We start from the raw sequence: 17,266 nt of genomic DNA on the forward strand, positions 1-17,266 counted from the left end.
ACCCGACACGTTAGTCGGGCTACCGGCCTGCCCGCCAAAGACACAGAACGCGAAACGGTCTGCCGACGGATTCGGCAGACCGTCACGAAAGATTGAGGTTAGGGGCCTTACACGGATGACGTGGACTTACCGGATGGCGCAGGCCGGTCGGCGAAGATGGAAAGATGCCACTCGCCACCTTCCTTCACTACGCTGAAGGAATCGCGCATGGCCTTGCCTGAGTTGCTCTTCGCAATGATTTTTGCCGAGCCGGCCGAATCCCCCATGTCGAAGTCGATCTTCACGCTCGTGATCGACAGCTCCTGACCGCCCTTGGCTGCGAGAATTTCGCGAGCCTCGCGGCGGGCGCGCGAGTCGTCAGGAACACCGCCCACCGCGATCAGCTTGCCCTCGTCTCGGGAATTCAAGGCACTCACATAGGACTCGACAGCATGGCGGGCGTCCTGTTCCCTGTCTTTAGGGGTTTCAGAACTGCAGCCCGACAGAAGGGCTGCCACCGCCAGACTCGCTACTACAAGGCACCGCCGGTGCATCCTGCCTCCTTGAACCATGACGCGCCGCCCCCGGGGAGAGTCTCACGTCCGGTGCGCGTACCACCATGCGTTTCTATGGTCAGCGTGGATTTTCTTGAAGCTCTTGTTGTGCGTGTTGGTGGTGTGATACGTGAGATAGGGGACACCGTCGTACTTCTTGGTCACGAACATCGTGTGATTGATGTTGCCGTTTCGGTCCCAATCCGCCTGAAGGACGTCGGACGGCTCCATGTGGTATACGTTGCTGAGAATCTTAGTGCGCTTCGAATGCTTAGTTGCAAACCAGTACCAGTTCTCCGCGCCAGCCCATGTAAAGCTAGTTCTATCGACATAGATGGTGTAAAACCACTTCGTGTTTTGCCTCCTTAGAGATGCGTAGGTTGGTCCAACGATCTTCCATCCGCCAGCCTTCATGATCTGCGACACAAAGTTGGTACAGTCATTGCCGTAGGTTCTGTAGTCATCGTTGTTGGGATTCTTCCAGTACTTATTGGCGTAGTCGATCATCTTCGAGTAGTTGTAGTCGGCCGTAACCTTCGCGCTGCTGCCAGAAGCCTCAGTTGCGGAGCTAGTTGATCCCTTGCCGCCCTCTTCTTCTTCCGGAACGCCCCCGCCGTCGTCCAGCGCTTCGGGTTCGCTGAGTTGTGTGCTGGGGGTTGGCCCTGAGCCGATTTCCGCCTTATCTTCCGCGAGGAGCCAGCTTCCAGCGGGGCCAAGGGTGAACTTCAGGGTGTGAGGCAGCGAGTATTCTTCGTACTCTGGCGCCCCTTCTGCGATCTGTTCAGCCGTGAAGGGCATATAGAGACGCCCATCCTCGGTGAGGCTAAGAGTGGCGTTGTCCCCAGCCCTCTCTACACCATTGACAGTGACATCGACCTCAGCCTTCGTGTATCCGCCGTCAACTTTCTCGTACCTCTCCCCCTTCTCCTCAAGTTCAACCAATTCCCAGTCAGTGCGAGCGATCATCGATTGAGTCGCGGCAATCTGGGAAAATCTTCGCACCCCAGCATGATTCACCGTTACTGCGTCTGTCCGGAGCTGCAGATAACCTTCTGCGGCTTGCGTCAAATCTTCAGTCTCAGCAGCAGAAAGGGCGGTTGCTGCCGACGTTCTTCCGTTTTGAGCTGCCGTCGCCGAGGTGCCGAGCATCACTAGCGACGTAGCAAGGCAATTGCTCCGGGATGTTTATCATCCAGACAGTGACAGATGATGCCTGGAGTGGCCCGTTCGACTGGTTTTGACTGTGGAATGGCAGATTCTCAGCTAATATTCCGGCCGTAGATTGTGATCTTCATGCTTGAGCGGCTTGCCGCCGAGTGGCTGGTCTGGGATCGGGCTTGGTGGCGGCGTCGCCAGCCGGGCCAGCCGAGCCGGTGGACTGTGTCCAGGGCGGCGACGGGCGCGATGAACAGGTGTGACGCATCCGAGGTCGCGGGTGCTCCCACGGCTCGGTGCCAGGCCGCTGAGCTGCACAGACAGCGGATCTGCGCGATAGGGGCCGTCAGGAATAGCCTGGAGAGGAGCGGCTCCGGGGCGGAGCGGGCCCTGTCGATGCATCCCCTGGACCCCGGGGGCCGCACCACAGGGAGGAAGAGTCATGCCCTGGAATCTGAACGGCACGTACCTGGAGAGCTGTAACTGTGACGTGGTGTGCCCCTGCACCACCTCGGGCCTCACCGCGCCGGCCGACCACGAGCGCTGCCAGGTGACCTTCGCGTTCCACGTGGACAGCGGGAACGTGGACGACGTCGACGTTTCCGACCGCAGCGTGGCTGTCTTCGTCGACGGGCCACGAGTGATGGCGGAGGGCGGCTGGCAGGTGGCGCTGTACGTCGACGCCTCAGCCGACGACGGCCAGGCGGAGGCGCTGGGCAAGGTCTTCTCGGGCCAGGTGGGCGGGCCGATGGCGGGGCTCGCTCCCCTCATCGGCGAGGTCCTCGGCGTGGAGCGCGTCCCCATCGACTACCGCGACGACGGCCGCCGGCACGCCGCGCGGGTGGGCGACGCCATCGACATCGAGATCGAGGACCAGATCGCCCCGCAGTACGGCGAGGACGGTCCGGTGATGCGCCTGACCGGCATGTTCCACCCGGTGAACAGCACACTGACGATCGCCCGGAACACTCGGGCGACGGGCGATGGCGTATACGGCCGGTCCTGGGACTTCACGGGCGGCAACGGACACTACGCGCCCTTCACGTGGTCCGGATGACCGGTGGGCCGGTCACCGTCCGCATCCGGGTGGCGCCCGCCGGGCTGCTGCTGGTCGTGGCTGCCGCCGCCTGGGTCTGGATGGTGACGCGCTGGGGCGGCATGTCGGCGATGCCCGGCACCATGGGCCTGGGCCTGGCCGCTTTCCTGGCCGTGTGGACGCTGATGATGACCGCGATGATGCTGCCCGCCACGGCACCCGTCGCCGCCTTGTACGCACGCACCATCACCGTGCACCGGGCATCGCGCATGGTCGTTTTCACGGTCGCCTACCTGCTCGTCTGGGCCGCGGCCGGGCTGCCGGCGTATGCGCTGGCCGTCGGCCTCGGCCAGGCGGCGCGCCTGCCACCCGCGGCGGGGGCAGCGGTGGCCGCGGCCGTGTTCGGGGTCAGCGGCCTCTACCAGCTCACGCCTCTCAAAGACCATTGTCTGGCGAGGTGCCGTTCGCCGCTCGGCCTGATGCTGCGCTACGCCTCGTATCCGAGGGCCTCGCGCGATCTGCGTGCCGGAGCCCACCACGGGGCCTTCTGCCTGGGCTGCTGCTGGTCGCTGATGCTGCTGCTGGCGGCGTTCGGTGTGATGAACCTGTGGGCCATGGTGGCCCTGGCCGCCGTGATCACCGCCGAGAAACTCGCTCCGCCCGGTCGCCTGCTGGCCCGTGTCGTGGGGATCGCCTCGATCGTCCTGGCCGTCGCCGTCTTCTGGGTCCCGGCGCTCGCCCCGGGCCTCACCGGCGGCGGTATGGACGGGATGTGAGGACGGGCAGCAACGCAGCTCCTCTCTACCAGCCGCCGCCCCCTCAGGGGGACGGTGTGGGAGCCGTGTGCGCAGCGTGTGATTGCCGGAGGGAGGGCTTCCGGCGCGTGTTAGCGTCCCGTGGGCATGATCATGTTCAGTGTCCCGTGCACCGTGTCGCCGGGACGACAACGGGGGAACGGGGCCGGCGATGGCGGAAGTCCTGCGGCGTGCGAACGAGTCCGCGGCCGAGCGTGCGGAGCGGCTGGCCGGGCTGAGTGAGCGGATGCTGAACGCCGGGACCAAGAACGATCTGCTGGACCTGATCGAGCTGGCGTTCTCCGAGCCCCCGATAGAGGGCGATCCGGGGACGCTGGAAGCGCTGGGCAGGCGGTACCGGGACCAGCTCGACGAGGTCATGACCCTGCGCGACCGGGTGGACAAGGTGGCCCGCAAGGGGCTGCCGGAGGCCTGGGCCGGCGACACGAGTGTCCTCGCCTCGGACGCGGTGAGTGCCGTCGGGCGGGCGGTGTCGGACATGGCGGACGCGTTCGCGGGCGGTTCCCGGGCGCTGATCACCCTGGCCGACGCGATCGGGGACGCCCAGAGCCAGGACAGCGGCGGCCGCGGGAAGCTGCAGCAGGCGCTGAACGAGATCGGCAGCGACCGCGAGGGCTTCTTCGACAACCTGCACGAGAACGACGAGGAGGAGTGGGACCGCAAGAACGCCGCCCACTTCGCCTCCTACGGTGTCGGTGAGATGCGCAAGGCCGTCCTCGCCGCCGGTGAGGCCCGCCGCGTCGCCGCCCGGGACCTGAACAAGTGGGCCTCCGAGGCCCGCGCCGGGAAGATGGACTCCGACGAGCTGTCCCCGGTCGACCGGCTCATGCTCGCCGACGCCAGCGGTGCGAAGGGCGCCGCCGCCGAGTACAACGAGATCCTCACGGCCAACGAGCTGGAGCGCTCGGGCCGGGCCATGGACAACCTTTCACCGGCCGACCGGGACCGGATGGAACTCCTCATGACGAACACGAAGTCGCCGCAGGAGAAGGCCTATCTCATGAAGGCCCTCGCCGCGGGCAACAGCGTCGACGAGATCGACGAGTTCGCCTACAAGATCCAGGGCAAGGACCCGGCGTGGCTGCAACGGCACCTGTCGCCGATCAACACCCAGGGGGACAGCCTCAAGAACGAGGGCACGAACGCCAACGGGTCCAACGCCAACACCGACGACCAGACCTTCGACGGCCAGAAGTGGATCCAGGGCGGCGACGGCTCGGAGGGCACCTGCGTCGCCTCGTCCACCGTCACCGCGCGCGCCATGGTCGACCCCCTCTACGCCCTCGAACTCACCGGCGGACCCAGCGGCCAGGAGGACGACCCCGGAGCCTTCCGGCAGCGCCTGGTGGAGGAACAGCACCGGCTGCACACCGAAGGCGACGGCGGCGCCAACTGGGGCGGCATGGGCCCCGAGGGCCAGGAACGCATAGCCGACGACGCGATCGGCGGCGCCACCGGCGACGACTACCAGCGCCACGACATGAACAACGCCGACCAGCGCCGGGAGGTCCTGACCGACGTCGAGAAGTCGGTCGCCGAGGGGAAGCCGGTCCCGGTCGACGTCAGGAGCGCCGACGGCGCCCACGCGATGACCATCATCGGCCAGGAGGGCGACATGCTCCAGATCTACAACCCCTGGGGCACCACCACCTGGGTCAGCGAGGACGACTTCATCAACGGCCACATGGGCAAGGCGTCGGACGGCAAACTCAACGACGCGTACAGCGTCTACGTCCCGCAGTAGGGGGCGGCGCGCCCAGGGCCGCGGGGATCGTGTGGGAGCCGCGTGCGGGGCGTGTGATCTGTGGAGGTTCGCGTTCGCGACGCGTGTTAGCCTCCCGCCGATGTGATCAACGGGGGAAACGGGGGGATGACGATGACCGCCGCGCAGGACTCCACGTCCGCACCGGACTTCGGCGTGAAGAAGAGCGGGCTCACCGGCCAGGCGAAACAGCTGAACGACGCGGGTGACGACGCCGGCACCATCCGTATGGCGATCGACTCCAGGGCCTGCTACGACACGGACACGCTGGGCGGCGCCGACTCCGCGGCGGCGTTCAACTCCTACGCCGGGGCTTGGGCGGCGGAGGCCCGAACCATCGAGGACGCGCTGCACGAGCTCGCCGACAAGGTGAGCCTCGCCAAGGGCGCGTACTCCGACAGCGACGGCCTCGTCGAGACCCAGGCCAGTGGCGTCGAGGTGGGCGACAGCGCCCTGACCACGATGCCGACCTACGCCGAGCGGCCCTCTGCTCTGTCCCAGTACTGAGAGGTTGTCCGGTGGCACCAGCGAATACGACGAGGCGTACGGCGCCCACCTCCCGGAGTTGGGCGGTGGTCACCGCGGTCGCGTTCCTCGCCCTCGCCACGGGGTGCGGGGGGAAGGACACGGGTACGGGTACGGGTAAGAGTACGAATACGGAGAAGCCGATCAGCCACCCCACCGGGGACCGCAGCATCTCCGCCAAGGTCGGGGAGCGCTTCACGCTCACCGTCGAGGAGAACGCCTCCACCCGCGAACACTGGTATCTCGTCGATCCGAAGCCCGACACCTCGGTGGTCCGCAGCCAGGGCCGCGAGAGCGAGTCGAAATCCGGCGACCAACCGGTGCCCGGCGCCGGCAGCAGCCTCACCTTCACCTTCGAGGCCACGGGCAAGGGCAGCACCGAGATCGTGCTGATGCACTGCACGTTCAACGCCCCCTGCGAGGGCGACGGCAGCGGCACGACCCCCTCGACGCAGGCGCCGACGCCGACCGGCTCCACTTCCCCGGCACCGTCACCGAGCGGGTCCGCCGCCCCGCCCGAGCCGGAGCGGGTCACCTACACCGTCACCGTCAGCTGAGCCGAGGACCCTCATGAACGCCAGCCCGCAGCACCCGGACCGCACCGACGACGAACTGGCCGCGCTCGACGTCCCGGTCCTCCTGCGCTACGGCCTCACCGCCGACGCCGGCCCCCGCCGTACCGCCCTCTTCGGCGACGGCGCCGCGGCCGCCGCCGTGACCCTCGACCGGCTCCACACCCAGCCGCGCTCGGTGGCCTTCCTCGCCGAGGTGGTCCGGGCCGGAGGCGTCGCGTACGCAGCGGAGCTGCCCGAGCCGTTGCCGCGTCCCGAGGCGGCGCGGGTCGTACGGGACTGGCTGGAAACCGCCACCCAGCTCGCGGGCGGCGCCCCCGCCGACGAGGCGACGGCCCGCTGGCTGGGAGCCGTCGCGACGATCATCGAGCTGAAGCACCTGGAGAGGGCCCGCGCCCAGCAGAGCTGAGGCCCGGCGGCCGCCTACCCGCGCCCCAGGAAGATCGGATTGGTGAACGCCGCCAGCGCCCCCGGCACCGGCCCCGCCGCCGTCTCGTGCCGCAGCTCCGCGCGGACGTACGCCGCGTACGAGGGCGTCGTACGCCACTCCACGACCCCCGACCCCGCCACCGGCAGCGGTTCGCCGGTGAACAGGACGCCTTGGTCGGTGACGAGGCGGACGACGCAGCGCGGGGCGCCCGTCACCTCCAGCCGGACCGTCACCGGGGTGTCGCGGCCGGCCCGCAGCCGCTCCCCGATGCCCGCGTGTTCGCCCCGGCCGCCGGACACCGAGAAGGCGAGGGACACCTTCTTCGACTCGGCCACGTACGAGCGGCCCGCCCGGATGCCCTCCTGGATCGCCTCGCGGGTCAGGTCGTCGGCGAGCACCACCGTCTGGGGGGAGCCGACCGGGTCCGGGTCGCGGTGGGCGTCGCTGCTGCCCATCGCCGGGATCCACGAACGGTCGCCGGAGCGCGTCGACGCGACCAGCATGCTGTCCCAGTCCGCGAGGGCCATCTCGTCGTCGGGCGTGTACGGGCCGTTCCACACCTCGATCGCGTCCGCGTCCCCGAACCCGAACTTCCAGTTGCAGCCGACGCAGGTGGCGTGCGGGTGGGCCGGGACGACCAGGCCGCCCGCGCGGCGGATCTGGCGGGCGAAGCGGCCGAAGCGGTTGTCGCGGGCCCGGTAACGCCAGTCGACGAAGGTCCCGGGGTCGGTGCCGAGGGCGACCACGTGGCCGTTCCTCGTCGTGATCTCCTCGCCCAGCATGACCAGCAGGTCGTCACCGGCCGCGGACGCCCAGTGCGGATGCGCCGTGTGCGTGTTGTGGTCCGAGGAGTTGATGAAGTCCAGGCCCGCCGCCCGGGCCAGCGCCGCGATCTCGGCGGGGGTGCGGCGGCCGTCCGAGTGCCAGGAGTGCAGATGGCAGTCCCCGCGGTACCAGGCGCGGCCCCGGCCCTTCGCCCGGGACGGCGGATACGTCGGCGCCACCGTCTCGCCCGGCTCGCCGTAGGTCAGGGTGACGGTGATCTCGTACGCCAGGCCCTGCGGGGCGACCGTGTACGGTCCGAGCGCGATGTGCCAGGTGCCCTCCCGCACGGGGCCCGGGAGATAGCCCGGCGTCGCGTCGTCCGCGCGCAGGAAGAACTCCGTGCGGGCCCCGCCCGACCAGCCCCGGAAACCCCGGCCGCCCAGTTCGGTGCCGCGCTCGTCGAAGATGCCGATGTCGAGGGCGTTGCCCGGGGTGCCGGCCGGAACCGAGGGCCGGTCGTAGCTGTACGCGACCTTGATCTCCCGTACGCCCGAGGGGACCTCGACGGGGACGTACACGAAGTCGGGGGAGCCGGGCGGCAGCGTGCCGAGCACGGTCCTGGTCTCCGGTGCCGCGTCGGCCGCCCCGGCCGCTGAAGCGAAGCTCACGCTTCCCAACGTAAGCGCGGCGGCGGCTCCCGTCACGAACAGCGCGCGTCTCGCGACGCCGTGCCGGACGTCGTTGTCAGGGGTGTCGTCGATGTCGTCACACATGCCTCCACCGTGCCCGACATGGGTGAACTGCCGTGGAAAGACAGGGGAATTGGCGCGTCTCGGTCCATGGCGCCCCCTGGGACCCGAATGCCGTACGCCAGGCGGGCGTCCGCACAATGCCGACCGGTCGGTATGGACAGCTCGGCCGGCAGCCGGTACAGATGTGCCATGCGCATCTCCGTGACGGTCTTCCTCACCGACGAGACGATCGCCCCGACCCGGCTCGCCCGCGAGCTGGAGCACCGCGGGTTCGCCGGGCTGTACCTGCCCGAGCACACGCACATCCCCGTCGAGCGGACCAGCCCGTACCCGGCGGGCGGGGAGTTGCCGCCCGAGTACGGCCGTACCCTCGACCCCTTCGTCGGGCTCGCCCAGGCGGCGGCGGTGACCGAGCGGCTGGGCCTGGGCACCGGCATCACGCTGGTCGCCCAGCACGACCCGATCGACCTCGCCAAACAGGTCGCGACACTCGACCACCTCTCCGGCGGGCGGTTCACCCTGGGCCTCGGCTTCGGCTGGAACGTCGAGGAGGCCGCCGACCACGGGGTCGAGTGGCGCACCCGGCGTGAGCTGGTCCGGGACCGGATGGCGCTGATGCGGGCCCTGTGGAGCGAGACGCCGACCGCCTACGAGGGCGAGTTCGGGAGCGTGCGGGCCAGCCTCGCGTACCCCAAGCCCGTGCAGGGGCCGCGCGGACCGGTCGTCGGCCCGCGCACGCTGGTCGGCGGGGCCGCCGGTCCGAAATTGTTCGCACACATCTGCGAGTACGCCGACGGGTGGCTGCCGATCGGCGGGCGGGGCCTGTCCGAGTCCCTGCCCCTGCTGCGGACGGCCTGGGCGGACGCCGGACGGGACCCGTCCGGCCTCCAGATCGTCCCGTACGCCGTCCTCCCGAGCCCGGGCAAGCTCGCGCACTACGCCGACCTGGGCATCGAGGAGGTCGTGGTGCAGCTGCCGCCCGAGGGGGAGGCGGAGATCCTCAAGGCGCTGGACGCCTACGCGTCGTATCTGTAGGGCCCGTCGCGGCATTGGCGGTGTCGGCCTCGGTGGCTACCAGGTGTGCGCCACGTCCACCACCAGTCGGCCGGGCAGCACCAGCACCCGGAACGGCAGCTTGGCCCGGACGCCGAGTCCGAGGTGGGTCCCTCCGTCGTAGGTGCCGCCGAACTTCGCGTCCCGGAAGGTCCGGTAGCCGTCGAAGGTGAGTCCGGGCAGCGGATCCGCGAGCTCGACGTGGTACCGCGAGGTGTCGACCGGCGCGGTGAACTCGATCTCGATGACCGCCCCTCCCGCGACCGGGATACCGGTCTGGGACGGGGGATGGGCGAAACCGGGAACGTACTGGACCCAGTACAGGGCCGGGTCGGCCGTCGTCATGCCCGGGATGTCGATGACCATCCGGTCGTAACAGTCGTGCCGGCCGGTCCTGACATTCGTCAGGGAACCGGTCATCGCCATCGATCCCGGCTCGGACTTCCCCATGCTGCCCCAGCCCGTCTCGCACACGGTGGCCTGCGGCGCGGCGGCGGCAGCCGACATCGTGCCCGCTCCCGTCAGTACCAGCGCCAGCACTGCCGGCACCATTGCCCAGCGTCGTCTCATCGGCGAGCAACTCCCTTCCGTTTCACACGTGTTGCGCGTCTTTGCCAGGTGAGACAAAGGGGAGAGCGAAACGGTTGGAGGCGACGACGGTAACGATTCGGACAATTAAGATTCTGGGGGCGGATCGTACTCCTGGGGACAGATCGCATCCTGTGAAGTGGGGGGAACCGCGTGCCGCTGCCTCGCCGGGCAGGCCCCTCGCGGCGAATGCGTGATCGTATGCTCGAAGGATGACGAGCACCGCGACCCCCGGAACCGGACCCACCGACAACTCCATGCGTCGCGCCCTCAAACGCGCCCGGGACGGCGTAGCCCTCGACGTGTCCGAGGCGGCGGTACTGCTCCAGGCCCGCGGCGAGGCCCTCGACGACCTCACCGCGTCCGCCGCCCGGGTGCGGGACGCGGGCCTGGAGGCGGCCGGCCGGGCAGGCGTCATCACGTACTCGAAGAGCGTCTTCATCCCGCTCACCCGGCTGTGCCGGGACAAGTGCCACTACTGCACCTTCGTCACCGTGCCGGGCAAGCTGCGCCGCGACGGCCACGGCATGTTCATGTCGCCGGACGAGGTGCTCGACGTGGCCCGCCGCGGCGCCGCCCTCGGCTGCAAGGAAGCCCTGATCACCCTCGGCGACAAGCCCGAGGACCGCTGGCCGGAGGCGCGCGAGTGGCTCGACGCGCACGGCTACGACGACACCATCGCCTACGTCCGCGCCATCTCCATCCGGATCCTGGAGGAGACGGGCCTGCTGCCGCACCTCAACCCGGGCGTGCTGAGCTGGACCGACTTCCAGCGCCTCAAGCCCGTCGCCCCCTCCATGGGCATGATGCTGGAGACCACCGCGACCCGGCTGTGGTCCGAGCCCGGCGGCCCGCACTACGGCTCCCCGGACAAGGAACCCGCCGTACGCCTCCGCGTCCTGGAGGACGCCGGCCGTTCCTCCGTGCCCTTCACCTCGGGGATCCTCATCGGCATCGGTGAGACCTACGAGGAGCGCGCGGACTCCCTGTTCGCCCTGCGCAAGGTGTCGCGGGCCTACCACGGCATCCAGGAACTGATCATCCAGAACTTCCGCGCCAAGCCGGACACCGCGATGCGCGGCATGCCGGACGCGGAACTCGACGAACTGGTCGCCACGGTGGCCGTCGCCCGGCACATCATGGGCCCGAGCGCCTGCCTCCAGGCTCCGCCCAACCTGGTGGACTCCGAGTACGAGCGTCTGATCGGCGCCGGCATCGACGACTGGGGCGGGGTCTCCCCGCTCACCATCGACCACGTCAACCCCGAACGCCCCTGGCCGCAGATCGAGGAACTCGCGCGGCGTTCGGAGGCGGCCGGTTTCACCCTGCGGGAACGGCTCTGTGCGTACCCGGAGTTCGTCCGGCGAGGCGAGCCCTGGCTGGACCCGCGGCTGCTGCCGCACGTCAGGGCCCTCGCCGACCCGGAGACGGGCCTGGCCCGCGAGGACGCGGTGGTGGCGGGCCACCCCTGGCAGGAGCCCGAGGAGGTCTTCGAGTCGACGGGCCGCACCGACCTGCACCGCACCATCGACACCGACGGCCGCACCACCGACCGCCGCGACGACTTCGACGAGGTGTACGGCGACTGGGGCGCCCTGCGCGAGGCGGCCGCCCCCGGCATGGCACCCGAGCGCATCGACACCGACGTACGACAGGCACTGGCCACCGCGGCCGACGACCCGACGCGGCTGACCGACGACGAGGCCCTCGCCCTGCTGCACGCGGACGGCCCGGCGCTGGACGCGCTGTGCCAGGTGGCGGACGACGTGCGCAGGTCCGTGGTCGGCGACGACGTGACGTACATCGTCACCCGGAACATCAACTTCACCAACGTCTGCTACACCGGCTGCCGTTTCTGCGCCTTCGCGCAACGCCGCACCGACGCCGACGCCTACACGCTCTCCCTGGACCAGGTCGCCGACCGAGCCCAACAGGCCTGGGAGGTGGGCGCGGTGGAGGTCTGCATGCAGGGCGGCATCCACCCGGACCTGCCCGGCACCGCGTACTTCGACATCGCGAAGGCGGTCAAGGAGCGCGTCCCCGGCATGCATGTGCACGCCTTCTCACCCATGGAGGTCGTCAACGGCGCGACCCGCACCGGGATGTCGGTCCGCGAGTGGCTGACGGCGGCGAAGGAGGCCGGTCTCGACTCGATCCCCGGCACCGCCGCCGAGATCCTCGACGACGAGGTCCGCTGGATCCTGACCAAGGGCAAGCTGCCGGCGGCCACCTGGATCGACGTCGTCACGACCGCGCACGAGCTGGGCATCCGGTCGTCCTCGACGATGATGTACGGGCACGTGGACCAGCCCAGGCACTGGCTGGGGCACCTGCGGACGCTGGCCCAGATCCAGCAACGCACCGGCGGCTTCACGGAGTTCGTCACGCTCCCCTTCATCCACACCAACGCGCCGGTGTACCTGGCGGGCATCGCGCGGCCCGGCCCGACCATGCGGGACAACCGGGCGGTGACGGCGATGGCCCGGCTGCTCCTGCACCCGTACATCCCCAACATCCAGACCAGCTGGGTGAAGCTGGGCACCGAGGGCGCGGCCGAGATGCTCCGCTCCGGCGCCAACGACCTCGGCGGCACGCTGATGGAGGAGACCATCTCCCGGATGGCCGGCTCCTCCTACGGCTCGTACAAGTCCGTCAAGGACCTGATCGCGGTGGCCGACGCGGCCGGCCGGCCGGCGAGGCCGCGCACCACGCTGTACGGGGAGGTACCGCCGGAGAGGCAGCACGCGGCGACCGCCTCGGACGGGCATCTGCCGGAGCTGCTGCCGGTGCTGGACTGAGCGAACCGGTGCCGGACTGCGGAGAGGACCGCGGGCCGCTCGCAGTACGATGATCGGGCCCCTCGTCGGAGGGGTCCCGTAGCTGAGGAGATGCGTGTCCGTGCCTGCCCGACGACTTCCCTCGTGGGTCTGGGTGACCGGTCTGACGGTGGGCGCGGTCGCGGCGGTCACCGTGCTGGCCGTGCAGGCGGACCGGGGGCCGCACCCCACCGCCACGGCCACCCGGCCGCACGCCTCGACGTCGGCGAGCCCGCGTCCCTCCGCGTCGAAGCCCGCCGCTCCCGCCGCGCTGCCGGACGACTCCGGCACCGGGCGGCGCGTCGTGTACTCCCTCGGCCAAAAGCGCGTCTGGCTGGTGGACGCGAGTGACGTCTCCCGCCGCAGCTTCGCGGTGTGGCCGGGCACGGTCAGCCCCGACCCCGGCACCTACACGATCTCCGTGCGCACGCAGGCAACCACCGGCTCCGACGGCGTGCAGATCGAGCACATCGTGTACTTCGCCGCCAAGTCCGGCCTGTCGATCGCGTTCTCCAACGCCGTGGACGGCTCCTCACCGCCTGCCGTCGCCGCCGGAAAACAGACCAGCGGCATCCGCACGGGCAAGGCGGACGGTGCGGCGCTGTGGACGTTCGGGGGGACGGGCACGAAGGTGGTCGTCGTCAGCTAGGCCCCGTCCGGTAGGCCCTGTCCGGTGGATCGTGGGACCAGTCCGTCTCCTCCAGCAGGGTGCGTGCCGCGGCCAGAGGGGGAGGCCCGGGTCAGACCACGCGGAAGAGGTCGGCGGCGGCGCGGACGTCGGTGAGGTCCTCGATGGAGCGGAGGTTGTCGCACAGGGCTTCCAGGACCGAGTCGTCCTCAGCGACGCGTGGGGCGCCGACGGCCACGCCGAAAACCCGAAAGCCCAACCGGTGCTTGGCGTCATTCCAGTCGCGCATCCATTCCTCGCTGACGCCGCAGTCGTCGTCGGTGATCATCACGATGTCACCGCGGGTGCGGGAAGCGTTGTTGAACTCCTCCTCCAGCAGTTCACAGGCCGCTGTCAGCGGCCTCTGGTAGCTGGTGCCACCGCCCAGGAACGTCTCCGCGAAGTCGAGGACCCGGTCCGTACCGACGGCCTGGTCCGCCGGAAACCGGAAGACCTGGAGCTTGTCGGCGGCGGAGAACAGGATGCCGACGAAGTCACGCCCCGCGTGGCGGGCCTGATCCAACAGCGCCAGGGCGCACGCCTTGGCCCAGGCCTCCCGGGTGACCCCGCCGGGCCCCGCCTCGTACATGGAGTGTGAGGTGTCCACGCACGCGATGACGGCGCCCTGGCCGGTGGTCTGCTCTCCCTGGCTGTCGTAGAGCATCAGCTCCCCGGCGGCATAGCGCACGGCGAACACCGCACGCAGTTCAGGCAGGCCGAGGTTGGCCAGCTCGGAGGGGATGACACGGGAGAGGTCGTTGCCGAGCGTGACGCCGACCAGTTCCCCGGCGGCGTTCTCCACCTTGCGGGCACGCTCACCGCCGGCCATCTGCCGGAAGCGACCGATCAGCTCGGCCCACTGTGCGAGACGGCCGGTGCGCAGCCGCTCGGCCAGCCGGGCGCGCTGCTCGAACGGCATCCGCTCCCGCTCGCCAGGACCCACGCCCCACGCCCTCATCAACGCGGCATCCTGCCGCGCGGCCTCGGCGGCCTTCGCCACCGCGTTCCGGGCGGCGGCACGGATACCGGGGGCCGCCGCCGCGAGGGCCTGCGCGGCGCCTTGGGCGGCCTGCCGCGCGGCGGCCTCGGCGGCCTCCGCGGCCTCCATCGCCTGTTGTACGGCGTCGGCGGCCGGGACCAGCACCGTGCCGTCCTCGTCGGCGACCTGCTGAAGCGCCTCGCTCACGGCACTCGCGGCGCCTTCCGCGTCCTGCTGGGCTTTCTTCGCCTGCTCGGCCCGTTCCCTGGCGTCTCGGGAGTACTCCAGCATCCGGCGTAGCGCGGCGGCCTGGGCGAGCACGGCCATGGCGGCGGCGTAGGGATCGCCGGCCGTCTCCCGGTGCAGCTCGGCGAACTCCGGTGACTCCACCAACGAGGTGATGACCTGGTGGTTGACCAGCCGGGAGGGGTCGATCTCCGCGCGCTCACGCAACCGGGGCCTGATCTTGTAGGCGGCCATGAACGCGTCGGTCAGGAGGTCGGTGGTGTGGTCGTGTTCGTGGTCGTCGTGGTCGTAGTCGTCGTGGTCGTAGCGCTCGTTGAGCTCCTCGGCCAGGTGGCGCAGTGCGGCCGATTGCTGGTAGGTGTCGCGCCAGGTGATCCGGTCGAACCGGTCCGCGACCACGGCCGCGGTGTGCCGCCCGCCGACGGTGGTGGACAGACCCAGCCACTTCCCGGCCCGGCTCGCCAACCCGTCGAGCTCATGCGTTCCGTCGCTCATGGTCACGCCCCTGTTCAGAGCTGGGCCTGGACCATGCTCGCGTCCATGCCGAGAGCCTCGGTGAGCACGCGGGCCCGGACGGCGCGCCGGCGGCCGGCGATACGGTCGATGGTGGCGGTGGAGCGGCCGGCGCCCACCGCCTCCTCGCGCAGCTTCTCCAGTCGTTTCCCCGCCATGGCGAGCTGGTTGTGTGCCTTCTTGATGACCCACTCGCTCAGCGCCTCCCGGGACTGGCCGCCCATGGCGTCGAGCTGGGCCTCCAGCTCATCGATGGCGTCGGCCAGGTCAAGCGCTTCCTTGGCGTCGGGGTTGACCAGGTGCAGCACCTCGCGCTCGACGGTCGGGCGTTCGGCGGGGGAGTCCCACAGCACGTGCGTCAGCACCGACAGGTCGGTCTCGGCGACCGCCGGGCGGCCGTCGAGATACGCGGACGCCTGGAGCAGGCCCACCGCCTGCCGCCAGCGGCGGTCGGAGGCGACGAGTTCCTTGCGGCGCAGAGCGGCCCGCAGCGTGCACACCGCGTCCACGATCAGGTCGGGGACGTCCACGGCCGGGACGGCTTCGCTCACGGCATGCTGCAACGCGGCCAGTTCGACGGTGGTCCGTGACGGTGCCGCCGGGCGGCTGACGGCGGAGCGGACCAACGCGGCGAAGTTCGAGGGGTCTTCAAGGTATCCGACCTCCAACCGCACCAGCAGCCGGTCGTAGATCGCGGCCGAATCCTCCCCGACGGGCAGTTCGTTGCTCGCCGTGATGGCTCCGATCAAGGGGCAGCGGATCGGCTCGCCGCCGTTCTCGGGATGGTAGATCCGCTCGTTGAGGTAGCCCAGCGTTTCGTTCAACGCCGCCGTGGAGCACTTGAAGATCTCGTCGATGAACGCGACATGCGCGGTCGTGGCACGGCCGTCGTAGACCTGGCGGTACTCACCCCGGGCCAGCGCGGCGACGTCGATGGGCCCGAACATCCTCGTCGGCGCCGTGAACTTCGACAGCAGGATCTCCCAGTAGGACGCCCCCTCGACCCTGCCGGTGAGTTCCCGGGCCATCTCGGACTTCGCGGTGCCGGGCGGGCCGAGCACCAACGAGTGCTGTCCGGCCAGCAGCGTCACCACCAGCGTCCGCACCACGTCATCCCGCTCGTAGAAACGGTCCGACAGCTCCTCGCTGATCGCTCGCAGCCTCTTGGCCGTCTCCTGCGCATCCGGTAAGTCCATATTCAACTCCTCAGAACAAGAGTCGCGGGAGCAGGAAGCACTCAAGTCCTGGTCGTGCGGTCGTTTCCGAACGGCAGGTTGACCACCAGCAGCACGACTCCGCTGAACACGAACGCCCGCGTCGCCGCGTCCAGCCCGTTCCAGTCCTCCGACTGCCACATCGAGAACCACTCACCGCCGATCCCTATGAACCCGGCGCCGAACAGCAGCATGACCATGAGCAGCCCGTACGTGGAGAACCGGCGAGCTGGGCCGGAGTCGTTCCGCGCCCCCAGCCAGGTCCCGTACACAAGGACGAGGGCGGCGATGGTCTCCCACACGATGATGGCGACGTACGCCGCGTCCTGAAGTCCCTTGCTGGTGACGGACCTCCACATCAGGTCGTCGTCCTTGAAGGTCGTGTCCATGGCGAGGACGTGCCGCACGAACTGCTGGTTGGTACCGAAGTCGGTGATGTTCCCGAAGGCGACGAGGACCATGTAGAGCGCGACCGTCGCGGTCAGGAGGGTGGCGGTGAGGGACAGCGGGCTGCGGGGGGTGCGTGGGGTCGTGGACATGCCGATCATTTTCCCCGGGGGCAGCGGCCTCCCATAGACATCGAGCCAGAATGACGCTCCTGGCAACGGAGTTGGGGAACTACTCGGTGGACATCGTCGCTACGCTTCGGGCTCACGGAGCGGTCACCTCGCCGTGGCGGAGCCGCACATCGACTCAGCCCCGCGCCCCTGGGTGGGGGAGTGTGACCGTTGCCGTCAAGCCCTTGCCCTCAGTCGTGTGTACCTCCACTTCGCCACCGTGGGCTCGTACGACCCCCTGCACGATCGCCATCCCCAAACCGCTGCCCCCGCCGCCTCCCGCGCGGA

General features: G+C 69.6%; 17 protein-coding genes. 9 read left to right on the forward strand and 8 right to left on the reverse strand.

Annotated features, from left to right (window positions below; translation table 11 throughout):
* Nucleotides 1–107: 107 nt before the first annotated feature.
* Nucleotides 108–497 (reverse strand): hypothetical protein, encoded by a 390-nt coding sequence (locus tag ABZ027_RS34385; protein ID WP_356775288.1) that lies wholly within the window; start codon nt 495–497, stop codon nt 108–110.
* Nucleotides 498–575: 78 nt separating this feature from the next.
* A complete protein-coding gene (locus ABZ027_RS34390) occupies nt 576–1,682 on the reverse strand; it encodes an amidase domain-containing protein (protein ID WP_356775290.1) in 1,107 nt (368 codons plus the stop codon).
* Between the two features lie 448 nt (nt 1,683–2,130).
* Here ABZ027_RS34390 and ABZ027_RS34395 point away from each other — a divergent pair, with 448 nt between their 5' ends.
* From ABZ027_RS34395 to ABZ027_RS34420, 6 genes are all read left to right on the forward strand, one after another.
* Complete coding sequence (locus ABZ027_RS34395; protein WP_356775292.1) at nt 2,131–2,745, forward strand: DUF1326 domain-containing protein; 615 nt, start codon at nt 2,131–2,133, stop codon at nt 2,743–2,745.
* Complete coding sequence (locus ABZ027_RS34400; RefSeq protein ID WP_356775294.1) at nt 2,742–3,500, forward strand: DUF2182 domain-containing protein; 759 nt, start codon at nt 2,742–2,744, stop codon at nt 3,498–3,500. The genes ABZ027_RS34395 and ABZ027_RS34400 overlap by 4 nt, the downstream gene beginning before the upstream one ends.
* Nucleotides 3,501–3,690: 190 nt before the next feature.
* Nucleotides 3,691–5,283, forward strand: a complete 1,593-nt coding sequence (locus ABZ027_RS34405) for a peptidoglycan-binding protein (RefSeq protein ID WP_356775296.1) — start codon at nt 3,691–3,693, stop codon at nt 5,281–5,283.
* A gap of 126 nt (nt 5,284–5,409) precedes the next feature.
* Nucleotides 5,410–5,808 (forward strand): type VII secretion target, encoded by a 399-nt coding sequence (locus ABZ027_RS34410; protein ID WP_356775298.1) that lies wholly within the window; start codon nt 5,410–5,412, stop codon nt 5,806–5,808.
* An 11-nt stretch (nt 5,809–5,819) separates the two neighbouring features.
* Nucleotides 5,820–6,383 (forward strand): protease inhibitor I42 family protein, encoded by a 564-nt coding sequence (locus ABZ027_RS34415; RefSeq protein WP_356775300.1) that lies wholly within the window; start codon nt 5,820–5,822, stop codon nt 6,381–6,383.
* A gap of 13 nt (nt 6,384–6,396) precedes the next feature.
* A complete protein-coding gene (locus ABZ027_RS34420; RefSeq protein ID WP_356775302.1) occupies nt 6,397–6,807 on the forward strand; it encodes a hypothetical protein in 411 nt (136 codons plus the stop codon).
* A gap of 14 nt (nt 6,808–6,821) precedes the next feature.
* Here ABZ027_RS34420 and ABZ027_RS34425 read toward each other — a convergent pair whose 3' ends face one another.
* Nucleotides 6,822–8,366 (reverse strand): CehA/McbA family metallohydrolase, encoded by a 1,545-nt coding sequence (locus tag ABZ027_RS34425; protein WP_356775304.1) that lies wholly within the window; start codon nt 8,364–8,366, stop codon nt 6,822–6,824.
* Nucleotides 8,367–8,534: 168 nt separating this feature from the next.
* On the opposite strand from ABZ027_RS34425, the gene ABZ027_RS34430 reads away from it, so the two are divergent.
* Entirely contained in the window at nt 8,535–9,380 is an 846-nt protein-coding gene (locus ABZ027_RS34430) for an LLM class F420-dependent oxidoreductase (protein WP_356775306.1), read from the forward strand.
* A 36-nt stretch (nt 9,381–9,416) separates the two neighbouring features.
* Here ABZ027_RS34430 and ABZ027_RS34435 read toward each other — a convergent pair whose 3' ends face one another.
* The gene (locus ABZ027_RS34435; protein WP_356775308.1) at nt 9,417–9,968 is read right to left on the reverse strand and encodes a hypothetical protein; all 552 of its coding nucleotides are present in this window, start codon (nt 9,966–9,968) and stop codon (nt 9,417–9,419) included.
* A gap of 230 nt (nt 9,969–10,198) precedes the next feature.
* On the opposite strand from ABZ027_RS34435, the gene ABZ027_RS34440 reads away from it, so the two are divergent.
* Both ABZ027_RS34440 and ABZ027_RS34445 read left to right on the forward strand, forming a co-directional pair.
* The gene (locus tag ABZ027_RS34440; protein ID WP_356775310.1) at nt 10,199–12,784 is read left to right on the forward strand and encodes a bifunctional FO biosynthesis protein CofGH; all 2,586 of its coding nucleotides are present in this window, start codon (nt 10,199–10,201) and stop codon (nt 12,782–12,784) included.
* A gap of 94 nt (nt 12,785–12,878) precedes the next feature.
* On the forward strand, nt 12,879–13,451 hold the full coding sequence (locus tag ABZ027_RS34445) for a hypothetical protein (protein WP_356775312.1): 573 nt from the start codon (nt 12,879–12,881) through the stop codon (nt 13,449–13,451).
* 91 nt (nt 13,452–13,542) lie between these two features.
* On the opposite strand, the gene ABZ027_RS34450 is transcribed toward ABZ027_RS34445, so the two are convergent.
* From ABZ027_RS34450 to ABZ027_RS34465, 4 genes are all read right to left on the reverse strand, one after another.
* Nucleotides 13,543–15,189 carry a VWA domain-containing protein gene (locus tag ABZ027_RS34450; protein WP_356775314.1) on the reverse strand — a complete coding sequence of 549 codons (1,647 nt, stop codon included), beginning with the start codon at nt 15,187–15,189 and terminating at the stop codon, nt 13,543–13,545.
* Between the two features lie 14 nt (nt 15,190–15,203).
* Complete coding sequence (locus ABZ027_RS34455; protein WP_356775316.1) at nt 15,204–16,403, reverse strand: AAA family ATPase; 1,200 nt, start codon at nt 16,401–16,403, stop codon at nt 15,204–15,206.
* A 41-nt stretch (nt 16,404–16,444) separates the two neighbouring features.
* Nucleotides 16,445–16,960 (reverse strand): DUF2165 domain-containing protein, encoded by a 516-nt coding sequence (locus tag ABZ027_RS34460; protein WP_356775318.1) that lies wholly within the window; start codon nt 16,958–16,960, stop codon nt 16,445–16,447.
* A gap of 154 nt (nt 16,961–17,114) precedes the next feature.
* A partial coding sequence (locus tag ABZ027_RS34465; protein ID WP_356775328.1) for an ATP-binding protein occupies nt 17,115–17,266 on the reverse strand: 152 nt, incomplete at its 5' end.

The sequence above is a fragment of the Streptomyces sp. NPDC006332 genome (genome assembly GCF_040612855.1).
Lineage (GTDB): Bacteria > Actinomycetota > Actinomycetes > Streptomycetales > Streptomycetaceae > Streptomyces.

Coding starts and splice junctions, on each gene's coding strand:
- ABZ027_RS34390 (WP_356775290.1), bottom strand. CDS start 1,682: ATGCTCGGCACCTCGGCGACGGCAGCTCAAAACGGAAGAACGTCGGCA.
- ABZ027_RS34395 (WP_356775292.1), top strand. CDS start 2,131: ATGCCCTGGAATCTGAACGGCACGTACCTGGAGAGCTGTAACTGTGAC.
- ABZ027_RS34400 (WP_356775294.1), top strand. CDS start 2,742: ATGACCGGTGGGCCGGTCACCGTCCGCATCCGGGTGGCGCCCGCCGGG.
- ABZ027_RS34405 (WP_356775296.1), top strand. CDS start 3,691: ATGGCGGAAGTCCTGCGGCGTGCGAACGAGTCCGCGGCCGAGCGTGCG.
- ABZ027_RS34410 (WP_356775298.1), top strand. CDS start 5,410: ATGACGATGACCGCCGCGCAGGACTCCACGTCCGCACCGGACTTCGGC.
- ABZ027_RS34420 (WP_356775302.1), top strand. CDS start 6,397: ATGAACGCCAGCCCGCAGCACCCGGACCGCACCGACGACGAACTGGCC.
- ABZ027_RS34425 (WP_356775304.1), bottom strand. CDS start 8,366: ATGTGTGACGACATCGACGACACCCCTGACAACGACGTCCGGCACGGC.
- ABZ027_RS34430 (WP_356775306.1), top strand. CDS start 8,535: ATGCGCATCTCCGTGACGGTCTTCCTCACCGACGAGACGATCGCCCCG.
- ABZ027_RS34435 (WP_356775308.1), bottom strand. CDS start 9,968: ATGAGACGACGCTGGGCAATGGTGCCGGCAGTGCTGGCGCTGGTACTG.
- ABZ027_RS34440 (WP_356775310.1), top strand. CDS start 10,199: ATGACGAGCACCGCGACCCCCGGAACCGGACCCACCGACAACTCCATG.
- ABZ027_RS34450 (WP_356775314.1), bottom strand. CDS start 15,189: ATGAGCGACGGAACGCATGAGCTCGACGGGTTGGCGAGCCGGGCCGGG.
- ABZ027_RS34455 (WP_356775316.1), bottom strand. CDS start 16,403: ATGGACTTACCGGATGCGCAGGAGACGGCCAAGAGGCTGCGAGCGATC.
- ABZ027_RS34460 (WP_356775318.1), bottom strand. CDS start 16,960: ATGTCCACGACCCCACGCACCCCCCGCAGCCCGCTGTCCCTCACCGCC.